Consider the following 13,097-nt stretch of genomic DNA (forward strand, 5'->3'; position numbering starts at 1 on the left):
CCTCCGCTTCGCTCCGGCGCATTCCCGCGCAAGCGCGGGAATAGAATTCCGCAAGCGGAATTCTGAAAGCGAGTCAATTCGCGCAAGCGCGAATTGTGGGCACCCGCGCAAGCGCGGGTGCCGGGGCTGGCGGTGAGGGGAGCTGCATCACGCGTGGGCCTGTGTAGAGCTTGGGAACCTCAGTTGTCGCCCCTGCAATAAGGGTGACGAACCGTCAGACCTGACGAAGTACCGACCTCACCGCAGTGAGGGGTTCCGCTGCGCTTCACCCAGGCCGCTCCTTCTACCTCGCAACTGGCCGAGCCTGTTCACGAGTGCTCAGTCGTCATACATGTCAACCTGCCTCGCTCACGCAAAATACACCGATATGTTATCCGAGCGAGCGCACACAAGGTTTGCTGCATCACGGTAAATACCTGTGTAGATTTTGGATACTGATGCACCAGCATCTCAGCCGAGGATCTACCAGCAGATTTCTAGATTGCGGGGGCCGTGAATTACTCAGCCACAGAACGGAAGCCCCGATATGCGAGGGCCGAAATCCGACGTGCGGAGGTACCGGAGCCGAACGGCCCCCGGGCCGGGCGGCGGAACCGTCCACCGGCACCGGCAACGCTTCCTTGTTTGTGATCGTCGCGGCCCGCACCACCCGAGACGCAGCAACGCTGATGCCGCCCACGGTCCGCACGAGACCCAGGAAGCCGCACGCGAAGCCGCCTCAGCCACGGGCCTCGCCCGTGGTGCCACAGGAAGCCGCCTACGGTGCCGCGCAGTCGTCGGCCTTCCGGGCCGGGAGGCCGAGGGCGGAGGAGACGGTCTACGGGCCCGCGAGGGGGGCCTGCGGGGGTGTGGTGGGCGTATGAACCGGGTGGCGGCCACGGACTCGGGCCCCCTGGGTGCCGGCGCACCGCGTGCTGCTCGTGATCGGTGCCGTCGGTAGCGGGGTCGACCACGCGCGCGAGGCCTTGGTGCCGCCTCGCGCGCGCGTGCGTCTTAAGGAAAAGAGGGCCCTCACGAAAAACCTGCTCTGACCTGGGCTTTTGTGGAAGGCGATGTGTCGGCGCTGACACATTGACCTGCGGAAATGTGTCCGTGGTGCCACATCGACACCCATATTTGCCAACCTTGCTTGTACAAGTGCGAAACGCTGCTGGTGAGGGGTTGTTTCCAGAGAACACGCCTCGAATCCGTTGTGCCGGCGTCGACACCAAAGCGCCACGCCAGCATGTACAAATCTGCCAACCGGGCTTGACCAACTGCTAGTGTCCGGCGCAACCCCCAAGATCGAGGACAGGACCACCGTCGATGCCCCGCCAGCCCAAGCGCCCCACCGCCGGCCGCGGCAAGGCCCGGATCGCCGCCGTGCCGCCCGGTGGTGACAGCGCCTTCCGCGAGACCCTCTCCTCCCGGCTGGGCAAGGACATCAAGCCACCCGCCCGCAAGCGGCCGGTGCAGCAGATGGACGTCAGCGTCCGGTACACGTACCGCGCGCCGCACGACATGTACGGGCGGTCCGGCTACAGCGTGGTGTCCAACGACTTCCTCGCGGACGTCCTGGCCGTGCTCATCGCGCAGCACGGCATGTCGCCGATCCAGTCCGCGGTTCTGCTGTGGTGCATCGGCCGGCAGCGCGAGGGCTGGCTGCGTGCCACGCACAAGAAGATCGCCGACAAGCTGGGCGTGGAGCGGTCGAACGTGACCCGGGCGATCGGCCGCCTGGAGCAGTGGCACATGATCCAGCGCGTGGACACCGGGCTGATCTTCGTGAACCCGATGCTCGGGTTCGAGGGCAACGGAGACGTACAGCGCGAGATCCTGGACTCCTTGCGCGACAAGGAGACCGGGAAGCTGCCGGAAGACGTCTTCCCTGCCCTGAACGCCCCGCCGCCACCGCGCAGCGTCCAGTTGGAGCTCGCTGTCGAAGACGGGGAAGATGGAGTGGTCGACGAGGAGGGGCGGGCATGTTGATCCAGGCGAGCGCCGGTTTCGGAATGCTGTACCGGCTGGACCTCACCAAGGCCGCGACGGACCTCCTGAGTGCCCTCATCGAGCGCCAGGAGCCTGGCGGCGAGGTGAATGCCTCCCAGGCCGAGCTGGGGGCCCGCGTGGGCCTGTCACGGAACTCCGCGAACACCGCGATGGGACTGCTAGAGAGCAGGAACCTCGTCCTCAGGCCGAAGGACCGCAAGTACCGGACCTACTACCTCCACCCGTACATCGCTTCCTACGCCTCCCAGGAAGAGCTGGAGGAAGCGATCGAGGACGCTGCCGAGCGCATCGAGGCCGGTGAACTCCCCGAGATCACCGTTCCGCTGTACGAGACCGCGCCGCCCAAGCGCCAGAACCAACCGCTCCGGGCTGTGCGCGCCGTCGGCTGATACCTCCCGCCATCACTCCCGGGTGATGACCGACTCGTACCGCGTCACTGCTGGTACGGGCCGGTCTCGTGATGCACGGGAAGCGGTGCCGGGCGGCAGCGCCGCGAGGGCGTGGTCCAGGATGACGGGGCGTCCCCTTCCAGCTTCGTCGCCAGGATGACGAGCAGTTGCAGCAGCCTGCCCGCCTCGGGGGAACGACGGCGCCGTTTCGGCGTGTCCGGCGGCCGGCGTCCCTCTGCTCGTGAACGTACTGGAAGTCGGCGGCCATGAGCGCCGGTCGGTCGGCTCTTTCAGAATTCCAGGTCGAGGTAGTCGATGTCGTTGATGGCGACGTCCGAAAGTCCCGTGGCGCGGGATCCGCCGTCCTGGAAATAGATTTCCTTGAATCCTTCGGCGATGATTCCTCGCATCTGCTGGTCGCTCGCGCCCGCGTCGCCGGCGTCGAAGAGGCGCTGGGCGTAGGTTGCGGGGAGGTGGACGGTGAGGCGGCGGAAGCGGCCGTCGTCGGTGGTGCCGACGGGGGCGGTGTAGCCGAAGCGGGCGCGGGTTTCCACCGTGATGCCGGTGGTTGTGGCGGCCTGCTTGCGGCGGCGCTTGCGGACCTGGGGCTGCCAGCGGGCACGGACGGCTGCTTCGATCTTCGCGGCGACGTCCTTGGGCGGGTGCTTGCGGGCGCCGCGGCGGTAGCGGTTGACGGAGTCGGCGGTGACGCCGATCTCCTGTCCGATCTCCTTCGGGCTCAGATACTTGAGCAGGAAGTTGATCCGGGCCTGGAGCGACTTGGGCGGTTCCTTCGTGAAGTGCTCCTGGTCGGCGCGTTCCAAGGCGTCGTCGATCTCTCCCACGGTAGTTCAGCTCTCCTCGGGGGTCAGGGGGCTTACTCGCCCTCGTCCAGAACGGCGTCGCCGCCCTTGATGTGGCGGGCCGGGTTGAGGCCCTGTTCCATCAGGTCGACCGCCCACAGCATCGACTGGACGCCTTCCAGCTTCGCCAGGCCGGGCGTGGGTCCGAGGCGGAAGGCGCCGGGCTGAGGCTTGCCGGACGCGGCGTACGGGAGGAAGTCGAGCGGCGAGGCGCCGGGGCTCGGGTATACGACGCAGTCGGAGAGGACCGCGAGCGGGTAGAGGCCGGTCATCTTGGCCATGTTCAGCAGCTTGCGGTGCATGTTGACCCGGGCCTTGGAGATGACGGCGGCGCGGATGTCGGGGCGCCAGGTAGGACGCATCATGGCCGGCCACGGGTCGCCGTCCTTGTAGCCCTTGCCCTGCGGGTTCTCGAACAGTTTCCCGATGCCGCCCTTGATCGTGGCCTTGATCGCGGCCAGTACCGCGGCCATCGCGGGGTCGACGTTCTTGTGCCGCTCCATCGCCGCCAGGAACTCCGCGTCGGTGAGGTCCTTGGTGACGCCGAGGTCGGCGAGGGTGTCGACGTATGCGGTCTTGAGCCGGTCGTGCCACGGGTCCAGGTACGCGCCGGTCTCGCGGCGCAGGTACGCCTCGATCGGTTCCACGTTGTGGCCGAGCTCCTGGGCGTAGGCGACGGTGTGTGTCTGGTACCAGGCGGGGCCCGTCGGCCGGGTGCCGTCCGGGGTGAACGGCGAGGGCAGGCGCGGGTCCAATTCCACGTGGGAGAGGTCGACCAGCCAGGAGCCGGGGACCTTCGGGTAGAACTTCGGGGCCACGAAGTGGTCGGGGGCGGACAGGCCGACGACCAGGCGTGCGGCGGCCGCGAGGAAGGCGGTGTTGAGGTCCAGGCCGACCGCGTAGGGCAGCGTGCACTCCTCGTCGGTGAGGAGGTCCACGTTCCGCACCCACTGGTACGCCTCCTCGTTCAGGAAGCCGCCCTTCCAGCCGGAGTGGTGGATCGCGGGGTGCTCGGGCTGGCCCTCCGGCGGTGCCGGGTCCATCGGCTCCGTACCCAGCGAGCCGGGGTTGGGGCCGGAGACCCAGTTGCCGGTCTCCTCGTCGCGTACCGGCCGGGTGGGTGGGCGCAGCGCGGTCATCAGCTCCAGCCCGGACACGGCCGTCGATCCGCGTGGGGTGATGACCCGCTGGGCGTAGACGCCCAGGACGCGGGCGATGTCGGCCGGCTCCATGTCGGTCACGCCGGGCCAGGAGCGGGAGTCGAGCGCGTCCCACGGCAGGATCGCGAGCTGCACGCACTGCCGCTCGTGGTCCTGCGCCTTGCGGTAGATCCGGGCCCAGGGGCCGAAGCCGCGCTGGGTGAGCTGCCACTTCGCCTTGAGTACCTGTGTGACGACCGGGTGGTCCTCGGGCAGGCGCAGGCCCCGGCGGTCCTCCAGGCGTTCGGGCAGCCCGAGTTTCACGGCTGCGGCCGTGGTGAGGACGATCAGCGGGTCGGCGTCCTTGCCGTGGCGGTGCAGCTTCGGTGCGCCGAGGCCGGACTCCTTGAGGGTCCACTCCACCAGTTCCACCACGGTGGTGGCCGGGCAGGCCAGCACGATCCCGTCCGTGCCGTACGCGGTGCCGTCACCGTCCAGTACGGCGAGCGGGCCGTGGGGGAAGCGCGGGTCCATCGCCTGCGCGGCGGTCTTCTTCGGCGTCGGGCGCCGTGGCGGCGTCGCCGGGCGCGCGCCCGGACGTTCGGGCGTGACCGGGGCGGTGGGGACTTCCACCGGCGCGGCGGCTTCCGCTTCCGGCGCCGGGGTGGCCGGGCCGGTGAACGTCGGGAGGGCCGGGGCCGGTTGCGGTGCGGCGGCCGTGGGGGTGGGGGCGTGGTTGGGGTACTTCGCCGCCCAGCCGCGCAGCAGCCGCTGGTACGCCGTCAGGCGCGGCCCCGTCGGCTCGCTGCGGCCGTTCTCCCAGTTCTTGATGCTCTGGGTCGATTTCAGCTTCAGAGCCTGTGCGAGGCGGGCCTGGGTGATGCCGGCGGCCTCGCGCAGTCGGGCGCGCTCCGCCGGGGGCGGGAGCTGGGGCTCCTCCTCCAGCAGGGCGTCGATGGACGCGAACAGCTCTTCCTCGGATGCCATGGGCCTCTCCCTCCACCCTGGACGGTAGCAGAAATTTACCTCTTGATTTAGCTCGACATTTAACCCTTTCGAAGGTCTGTCGACGGTTCTCCCCGGCCCACCGTGGGCTCCGTCTTCAAAACCCGGTTTTGAAGACCCCGTGCCAAGAGGCCGGTGCGCGCCGTCGGGCCGGTTTCAAAACCGGGTTTTGAAGACGCGCGGTCCGCGGCACAGGCGGCGCGTGGGAGGGCTCGTTTCAAAACCCGGTTTTGAAACCGAGGCGCCGAAGGGTCTACGGCGGGGCGTCACATGGCATCCTGTCTCGGTCCGCCAGTACCGACCCGTCCGGGCCGGGAAGCATACGGAGCATCAGGAGTACCACCCATGGCACGGATCACCGCGCTCATCAACCGCAAGGGTGGAGTCGGGAAGTCGACTCTCACCGTCAACACCGCGGCCATCACCGCTCATGTTCTGGGCGATTCCCCCGAGGGCGACCCGCACTACGTCGCTGCGGTCTCCGCCGACCCCCAGGGTTCCACCACGTGGTGGTCGGAACGCGTCGGCCACGGTCTGCCCTTCTCCTTCGAGCAGATCAACTCCCGGGACGACCTGGAGCTCTTCTCTCACCTGAAGAGGTCCCGCAAGGTCAAGCACGCCTTCATCGACACCCCTGGATGGATGGACCTTCCCGAGGACGAGAAGGAAGAAGCCGGCGACCCCTTCGGCAAGAGCACAGCGGCTGACGCCATGCGCGCCGTGCTGGCCAACGCCGACGACATCATCATCCCCGTCGAGCCGGAGCCCCTCGGCTTCATGCCGACGCGCGACACCATCGAGGAAGTGGTGAAGCCGCTCGGCATCCCTTACCTCGTGGTCATCAACAACTGGGATCCGCGCGACGGCGAAGCCGACCTCGAGCAGACCAAGGACTTCGTCCGCGCCCAGGGCTGGAACCTGGCCAAGACCGTCGTACGCCACTACAAGGTCCACACACGGGCGGCGCTCGAGGGCACCGTCGTGACCCAGTACAAGAAGAACCGCGTGGCCATGGAAGCCCGTGAGGACTTCTACCAGCTCGCTCTGGAACTCGGCGCGGGCAAGAAGGAGCGCCGCTGATGGCCGCCCCGAAGAAGCCGTGGGCCGACCTTCTCGACGGTCCGGGCAAAGCCGGCGGCAAGCGTCCCGGAGCCACGGAGTCCGCCACGGCGGAAGCTCCGCCGACCACGGTGTACATGCACACGCTCGTCGGAAACCCGGACAACCCGCGCACCGAGGCCGACTACGCCGACGACGACTCCGACTTCCGTGAACTCAAGGAGTCCATGAAGTCCGTCGGCCAGCTCCAACCGGCTGTCGCCATGTCCCGCGAGGCGTTCCTCCGGATCAAGCCCGAGCACGGCTCGCGCATCGGTGACGCGGAGTGGGTCGTCATCCTCGGCAACCGCAGATTCCAGGCGGCGAAGCAGCTCGGCTGGACCAAGTTCGAGATCCGTGTGCGGGACCGGCTGGGCAGCGAGGACGACGACAAGGTCGACGAAGCCGTCATCATCGAGAACATCCACCGCAAGAACATCCCGCCCTACAAGGAGGCCGAGTTCCTGCGGCGGATGGTCGAGCGGCACGGCTCCCAGGACAAGGTCGCGGAGCGCATCGGCAAGTCGCAGATGTACGTCTCGAACCGCCTGAGCCTGCTCAACCTGACCCCCGAGCTCCGGGACGTGGTCGACACGAAGCAGCTCAAGGTGAAGACGGCCGAGAAGATCGCCAGGATTCAGGATCCCGAGCGGCAGAAGGCGCTCGCCGCCGAGGAGATCCTCAAGGCCCGGCAGTCCCGCGGCCCCCGTCGGCGCGCGACGGCGCCACTGGAGGCGGCACCGGTTCAAAACCCGGTTTTGAAACCTGCTCCCGTGTCCGGTGGCGGCAGTGGGGGAGTGGTGGTTCCCGAGCCGCGCCCGACCGTGCACCTCCAGCACGCTTCCGACGAGGCGCTGCCGTGGCACGACGGCGCCGCCGTCATGGACGCCGCCTTCGAGCGGCTGGATCCCGCCCAGCGGAGCGCCTTCGTCCTGCGCTACTTCCGGCGCAGCAGCGGAGTCGAGTCCGTCATCACCGACATGCGCGGTGACCTCACCTACCCGAGCCGCGCCTCGCTCGCGGCCATCCTCCAGCAGGTCGCCACCGGCCTCCTGCGAGACGAGTAGCCCGGACGAACGAAGCCCCTGCTCTCCCTCGCGATCGGGAGCGGGGGCTTCTTCGTTTCGGAGAGGAGGCCGCCCGCGTCCGCCGTGACGTACGGATACCCTCTTCTTCCCGGCACGGAGCGTTCTGGACGTCCGCCCGCCGGGCGGGGAGGGAGGATCCGGATGGGCCGCTCTGCGAGGGGGGCGACCGGCGCACGGAACGCGGGCAGGCCGGTGTGGCGCCCGCAGGGCGACGTGCGGGTGTGGGCCTTGCGGGTGCCGGTCGTCTCCTGGACGTCGCTCGATCTGTCCGCGCTGGACCGGGAGGAGCGTCGCCGGATGGACGCCTTCGTCCGGGACGCCGACCGGCTGCGGTACGGATTCGCCCACGCCGCGCTTCGCACGATCCTGTCCGGTCTCACCGGAACGGCACCCGGCGCGCTCCGCTTCGTCCGCGCCTCGTGCCCGGGCTGTGGCGGGCCGCACGGGCGTCCCGTACTCACCATCCCCGCACCCGAGTTCTCCCTTTCCCACAGCCGGGACATGGTGCTCGTCGCCGCCTCGTCGGATCCGATCGGTGTCGACGTGGAACCCACCCCGGAGCCCGGGGTGGTGGAGGATCTCGCGAGGATCCTGCACCCGGCGGAACGCGGGGAGATCGAGGCCGCGCCTCCCGAGGGCCGGCCGGCGGTCTTCGCCCGCCTGTGGGCGCGCAAGGAGGCCTACCTCAAGGGCCTGGGTACCGGTCTCGGCCGTGGCGCCTCCGTGGACGACGTCCGCGGCGACCTCCCGGGCTGGCGCCTGACCGATCTTCCCGTGGGCACCGGTTACGCAGCCGCCCTCGCGGTCCGCTCCCCGGTCCCCCGCCCCGTGCGTCTGCACCGGACCCTCCCGGTGTGACCGTTCGGTCGGTGCCGCCGCGAAGTCCGCACGCATGAAGTGGCCCGCGGGGAACCCGGATCCCTAACGTGGCGAAAGCTTCACCAGGACCGATCGACCGAGACCCGGACAAGGAGTCCCCCATGGACCTTGCGCAGACGGCGCACGGAGGACATGGAGCGCACGGAGGACACGAGATGGGAGGGGCGGTCTCGTCCCTCGACACCGTGGGCGCCGTCCTCTTCATCGGATGGGCCGTCGCCATGTGGGCGGCCGTCGTCGTGCTCGCCTACGCGAACCGGGGAGCGGTGAGGCCGTGGCTGTACAAGACCGCGGTCGGCCTCATCGGTCTCGGCGTGGTCGGGCAGCTCGGCCACTTCCAGGAGCACGTGTCGCAGGCCGGCTACTGGGTGGCGAACCCGTACTCTCCCGCCTGGATGACCCCCTGGGCGACGAGCCTCGCGCGGGGCATGGGGCAGGTCGATCCGACCAAGCCCGCGCTGGGCATGGAGATCCTGCACCTGACCGGCAACTTCATCTTCCTCGCCGGCCTGGTCGGCATCGTGCTGATCACCAAGCGGGCGACCGGGCACCTCAAGTCCCGCAAGTGGGCCAAGATGGGCGTCTGGATGCAGGGCATCCACGGTGTCGAGCACATCGTCCTGACCCTGTCCGTGGCGCTGGGTGCCAGCCGTGCGATCGGCCTGTCCACCTGGTTCGGCGCGATCGAGCCGGGGCCGGCGCTGGTGACCTACCGGGTGTGGTGGCACTTCGTCGCCAACCTGATCGGCACCGGCATCCTCGTCGTGTCGCTCTACCACCTGCGGAAGGAGAAGCGGGCGGTCAAGGCCGGGTACGAGGAGGCCGGGTCGGGGAAGCCCGCCGAGTCCGAGACCTGCTCGCTGTTCCCCGTCTCGGAGGACGGCGTCGTGCGCGAGCCGGCTCTGGTGGGTCGCTCGTAACCGGATGTGGACCGACGGTGGTGGGGCCTCACGGTGTGCGGCCCCACCACCGTTTCGGTCAGGCCTCACCGCCGCTTCTCCCGGCTGTCACGAGCGCCGGGGACGAAGCTGTGGCGCTTGCGTTCCGGGCGAGGCCACGCAGAGCGGACAGGAGGACGTCGCCCAGTGCGGCGCCGACGACCAGGCTCTCGGCACGGGTCCCGTCGCCCTCGCAGGCCCGCAGGACCTCGTCGTCGATCGCCGCCGCCCTCTGCGCCGCCTCCGCGTAGTCGTCGAGGCGGTCGGCGAAGTGGTCCTGGCCGAGTTCCCTCAGGGTGTCCAGCACCTCGACGACGGCGGCGAACTCGGGGCTGCCGGCAGGAGCGGTCCAGCCGCGCCGCTCCGTGAGAGAGCGGACCTTCGCGATGCTCCGCGGATCCGCCGCGAGGGTGGCGAGCGGGCCCGCGTGGGGCTCTCTCGCCACCATCGCCCTCAGGTCGACCGAGCCGGCAGGGCTGTCCAGCGCCGTCACGATGTCCTTGATCCTGGAGACCGTCAGACCGCCGAGGTCGAGCAGCGCACGGATCAGGCGGAGCCGGTGGACGTGGTGCTCGGTGTAGTGGGCCTGGTTGCTGCTGGTGAGTCGGCCGGAGGGGAGCAGCCCCTCGCGGATGTAGTACTTGATCGTGGCGGTGGAAACACCGCCGACGCGGCTGAGTTCCGCGATGCGCATGGCTGCTCCTGGTGGTGTGGGGGTCACGGGGCGCCGGCCGGGACGCGCTCGTCCTCCGGCAGGCCGGCTTCCGATTCGAGGCGGCAGCGCCAGCACAGGCCGCGCGGTGCTCGGCGGCCGCAGGTTCCGCCGCGGCCCCGGCAGCCGATGTCGATCGCGGTGGCGGGCACGGGGACCGGTGCGAGAGCAGGGCGGGGCCGGCAGCTCGCGCACAGGCCCGAGCTGCCGGGGAGGTGCGGTCGCTCGCAGTCCGGGCAGCACTCCACGGTCCGCAGAGGGGCCGCCACGGGGCGGACCGCGGACGTTCCCGGCCGGCCGGCTTCGGAGAGCGGCGCGGCGGGGGAGTCGGTGATGTTCTTCCGGCGGGCCGCCGCCCGCTCGGCGATCACCTCCCGGCAGGCACGGCACTCCGCGCCGGTCGACCAGAGGGTGCCCGTCTCGCAGTCCGGGTCGGAGCAGCCCCAGCGGGGGAGGGCGACGCCCAGCAGCCAGCGGCCGGGGTCCCGGATGTCGGCGAGGAGCGTCTGCGCGAGGCGGTGGGTGAGCCGGGCGCGCAGGCGGTGGACCTCGGTGCCGTCGTCGAGCTGCCGGGCGATCTCCTGGCCGATGCGGCGCTGCACGTATGCGTTGACCCCGGTGAGCAGGAAACGAACCGGCTCCAGGACGGCGTGGAGTCTGGGGCTGAACGTCAGCTGCGGTCCCTGGTACGTGTTCCGGCCGCTGCTGCGCGTCGTGGGGGAGGGGCTGGGTGTTTCGTCGACCGCGCGAAGCGCGCGATCGCCTTGTGTCCCGACGGGGCGGGGTGCTCCGAGGCCCTCGTGCGCAGGCTTGTCCACCGGCACTTCGCCTACGGCGGGTGAGACGGACGGCGCTTCGTTCTCGGGTCGGTCAATCTTCAGGTCTTCCTTGTACGCGAGCGAACGCGCGTCAAGGTCCGGACCTGATCGGTCATCAAGGACGGAGGAGGTCCCCTCCTGCGGGGCGTGGAGGAGGAAGAGGTGGCGCCCCTGGGCTCCGGCCCGTCGCCGGACGGTGATCCAGCCCGATGTCGCCAGTTCGTCGACGATGCGGCCCGCCGCATCGGTGGTGAGCGCACGGCCGGCACGCGGGCCGGAGTGGTGGCGCAGGAAGCCGGCGAGGACGCCTTCGGTCAGAGGGATGTTCCGCGTGACGGCGTACGCGATGACGGCGTAGGCGCGCAGCAGGCGGGGCCGCAGGTGTTCGCTCGCGGCGACGGGCAGCCAGATGAACCGCTCGGTGGACCGCAGAGGACGGACCCGGCGGCGCGCGGTCGTTCCGCGTCCGCCGGGGAGGGACCGTCGGCGGCTGTCGGGCAGCTCGATGACACCGTCGGGAGCCGGGGTGCGCAGCTGCGCGAGACCGCGCTGCACGGTCGAGGCGGAGAGACCGAGGTACGACGCGAGAGTCGCGACGGCCGCGGTGCAGCCCTCCGGACGCAGGCCGAGCGCCTTGACCTTGACGTAGACGCTCACGGCCGCATCCGAGTAGTGCGGGGACTCCACGAGCCGCATCGGCACCTTCACCCGGCCGCGGGGGAGGGTGCTGGGAGCGGTGGGAGCGTTTCCAGCGCGACTCTGGCTGGAAAGTACGGGCGAAAAATGGCCGTTAAAGCCACTATCGGGCGTGTAAAGGTGCGTGGGGGACTGGAGAATCGCGGAACTTTGGTTCATCATGAGGGGGTCTCCGTACAGGACTTCATCATGACCCCTTACAGGGCTTCATCATGACCCCGTAGAGGGCTTCATCATGAGTGGGGTCTCCGTACTGGGTACAAAGCCGCTGTGCGGCGGCTTAGTGGTTCTGGCAGAACCTGGTTGACACGCACGTACCTGGGGTGGCTCCCAGAACGGGCTTTCGCCCGTCGAGTTGGCAGCTCGGCGGGCGGTGTGAAATGACCTCGGACCTCAGTGGTGGCTCACTGGGCGAGGTCTATTTCTCACTGTCCCGTTGCATCACTTCCTTCCGCGTCCTTTCGGCCTGTCGAGCCGGCCGACCGCGGACTGGTCCCGGCGATCCGGCATCGCGACCGCTCAGAGAGCGGCGACGTCCGTGACCTCGGCCGTACCGTTGAATACGAAGGCGCCTCCCTGAAGGGCGTTGACACGGATGATCCGGCGCTCGACCGAGGTTTCGGCAGTGTTCACCGGCTCCGCCTCGATCCAGCACGGCTCGCCGAACTCGACGTAGCGATTGAAGGATATGTCCATCGACGTCGGCATCGTGGCTCTTCCCAGCGGTTGGGCGGCATTTGACGCCTGCCGGACCGCCTCCAGGAGTAGCATGCCCGGCACGTGGTCCACGGCGTGGTCGAAGAGGACCGGGTGGCTGGTGTCGACACGGAGCTGCCACCGGAGGCGTCCCTCGGTGGGCGACAGGACGATGTCCTGCTTCCGCAGCCGTCCGACGCTGCTGCGCGAGACGGGCTCCGGCGGTTGGGGGGCGCCGGCGAAGATCTCGGCGATGTCACTGCGACCGGCGCGCATCCGCTGGTAGACGGCGGGGGAGTGACAGCCGAACCGGGTGCTCACCATGGCGACCAGGGAGTCGTTCCGTACCACCTCGAGGTGCATGGTCATCATGGCCGGCAGCTGCTTGTGGTAGCGGATGTCCGAGAACACCGCGTGGATCTGCAGATCTGCCGGAGTGCGCTCCACGCGTAGAGCCTGAGGGTTGACGGCGAACTGGAAGCGGGACCAGCTGAGTTGGTAGCCGAAGGGGACGTCGTACGCGACGTGCGTCAGCAGGGGGAACGTCTGCCGCACCGTCTCGCACAGCAGGAGCGGGTCGTACATGCCGTGCTCGGGCACGTAGAAGCTGTGGCTGCGCGGCCATTGGGCGCTGACGGTGAAGGTGTCGGGTCCGACCTTGTTCCACCCCGTCAGAAAGACCTCCGACAGAGCTGCTCGGTGCACGTACTCCTTGGCGACCGTCGTGGTCAGCGTCGGACGTGTCACGGCGGGACGTTCCGATGTGATGAGCATGCCTCTCCCCTGG

General features: G+C 69.2%; 11 protein-coding genes. 6 read left to right on the forward strand and 5 right to left on the reverse strand.

What is annotated here, in order from left to right:
* Positions 1 to 1,305 precede the first annotated feature (1,305 nt).
* Both K7G60_RS12175 and K7G60_RS12180 read left to right on the forward strand, forming a co-directional pair.
* Complete coding sequence (locus K7G60_RS12175) at positions 1,306 to 1,968, forward strand: MarR family transcriptional regulator (RefSeq protein ID WP_225800865.1); 663 nt, start codon at positions 1,306 to 1,308, stop codon at positions 1,966 to 1,968.
* On the forward strand, positions 1,962 to 2,378 hold the full coding sequence (locus tag K7G60_RS12180) for a hypothetical protein (RefSeq protein ID WP_225800866.1): 417 nt from the start codon (positions 1,962 to 1,964) through the stop codon (positions 2,376 to 2,378). Before K7G60_RS12175 ends, K7G60_RS12180 begins: the two co-directional genes overlap by 7 nt.
* A gap of 290 nt (positions 2,379 to 2,668) precedes the next feature.
* Here K7G60_RS12180 and K7G60_RS12185 read toward each other — a convergent pair whose 3' ends face one another.
* Positions 2,669 to 3,223, reverse strand: a complete 555-nt coding sequence (locus K7G60_RS12185; protein ID WP_225800867.1) for an XRE family transcriptional regulator — start codon at positions 3,221 to 3,223, stop codon at positions 2,669 to 2,671.
* Positions 3,224 to 3,255: 32 nt separating this feature from the next.
* On the reverse strand, positions 3,256 to 5,367 hold the full coding sequence (locus tag K7G60_RS12190) for a DNA-binding transcriptional regulator (protein WP_225800868.1): 2,112 nt from the start codon (positions 5,365 to 5,367) through the stop codon (positions 3,256 to 3,258).
* Positions 5,368 to 5,730: 363 nt separating this feature from the next.
* Here K7G60_RS12190 and K7G60_RS12195 point away from each other — a divergent pair, with 363 nt between their 5' ends.
* The 4 genes from K7G60_RS12195 (at position 5,731) to K7G60_RS12210 (ending at position 9,370) form a co-directional block, all read left to right on the forward strand.
* Positions 5,731 to 6,465: a ParA family protein gene (locus tag K7G60_RS12195; protein WP_225800869.1), complete on the forward strand. Its 735-nt coding sequence runs from the start codon at positions 5,731 to 5,733 to the stop codon at positions 6,463 to 6,465.
* The gene (locus K7G60_RS12200; protein ID WP_225800870.1) at positions 6,465 to 7,550 is read left to right on the forward strand and encodes a ParB/RepB/Spo0J family partition protein; all 1,086 of its coding nucleotides are present in this window, start codon (positions 6,465 to 6,467) and stop codon (positions 7,548 to 7,550) included. Before K7G60_RS12195 ends, K7G60_RS12200 begins: the two co-directional genes overlap by 1 nt.
* 162 nt (positions 7,551 to 7,712) lie before the next feature.
* Positions 7,713 to 8,429 carry a 4'-phosphopantetheinyl transferase superfamily protein gene (locus K7G60_RS12205; protein WP_225800871.1) on the forward strand — a complete coding sequence of 239 codons (717 nt, stop codon included), beginning with the start codon at positions 7,713 to 7,715 and terminating at the stop codon, positions 8,427 to 8,429.
* A gap of 176 nt (positions 8,430 to 8,605) precedes the next feature.
* Positions 8,606 to 9,370 carry a DUF6008 family protein gene (locus tag K7G60_RS12210; protein ID WP_225800946.1) on the forward strand — a complete coding sequence of 255 codons (765 nt, stop codon included), beginning with the start codon at positions 8,606 to 8,608 and terminating at the stop codon, positions 9,368 to 9,370.
* A 58-nt stretch (positions 9,371 to 9,428) separates the two neighbouring features.
* Here the strand turns inward: K7G60_RS12210 and K7G60_RS12215 are convergent, their stop codons facing one another.
* The 3 genes from K7G60_RS12215 to K7G60_RS12225 form a co-directional block, all read right to left on the reverse strand.
* Positions 9,429 to 10,082, reverse strand: a complete 654-nt coding sequence (locus K7G60_RS12215) for a MerR family transcriptional regulator (RefSeq protein ID WP_225800872.1) — start codon at positions 10,080 to 10,082, stop codon at positions 9,429 to 9,431.
* A gap of 23 nt (positions 10,083 to 10,105) precedes the next feature.
* The gene (locus K7G60_RS12220) at positions 10,106 to 11,575 is read right to left on the reverse strand and encodes a hypothetical protein (RefSeq protein ID WP_225800873.1); all 1,470 of its coding nucleotides are present in this window, start codon (positions 11,573 to 11,575) and stop codon (positions 10,106 to 10,108) included.
* 558 nt (positions 11,576 to 12,133) lie between these two features.
* Entirely contained in the window at positions 12,134 to 13,057 is a 924-nt protein-coding gene (locus tag K7G60_RS12225; RefSeq protein ID WP_225800874.1) for a ScbA/BarX family gamma-butyrolactone biosynthesis protein, read from the reverse strand.
* Positions 13,058 to 13,097: the final 40 nt, after the last annotated feature.

It is taken from the genome of Streptomyces sp. NK15101, from assembly GCF_020400725.1.
Lineage (GTDB): Bacteria > Actinomycetota > Actinomycetes > Streptomycetales > Streptomycetaceae > Streptomyces.

Excerpts from the sequence above, each read along its gene's own strand:
- K7G60_RS12175 (WP_225800865.1), top strand. The coding sequence starts at position 1,306 with ATGCCCCGCCAGCCCAAGCGCCCCACCGCCGGCCGCGGCAAGGCCCGG.
- K7G60_RS12180 (WP_225800866.1), top strand. The coding sequence starts at position 1,962 with ATGTTGATCCAGGCGAGCGCCGGTTTCGGAATGCTGTACCGGCTGGAC.
- K7G60_RS12190 (WP_225800868.1), bottom strand. The coding sequence starts at position 5,367 with ATGGCATCCGAGGAAGAGCTGTTCGCGTCCATCGACGCCCTGCTGGAG.
- K7G60_RS12195 (WP_225800869.1), top strand. The coding sequence starts at position 5,731 with ATGGCACGGATCACCGCGCTCATCAACCGCAAGGGTGGAGTCGGGAAG.
- K7G60_RS12200 (WP_225800870.1), top strand. The coding sequence starts at position 6,465 with ATGGCCGCCCCGAAGAAGCCGTGGGCCGACCTTCTCGACGGTCCGGGC.
- K7G60_RS12205 (WP_225800871.1), top strand. The coding sequence starts at position 7,713 with ATGGGCCGCTCTGCGAGGGGGGCGACCGGCGCACGGAACGCGGGCAGG.
- K7G60_RS12210 (WP_225800946.1), top strand. The coding sequence starts at position 8,606 with ATGGGAGGGGCGGTCTCGTCCCTCGACACCGTGGGCGCCGTCCTCTTC.
- K7G60_RS12215 (WP_225800872.1), bottom strand. The coding sequence starts at position 10,082 with ATGCGCATCGCGGAACTCAGCCGCGTCGGCGGTGTTTCCACCGCCACG.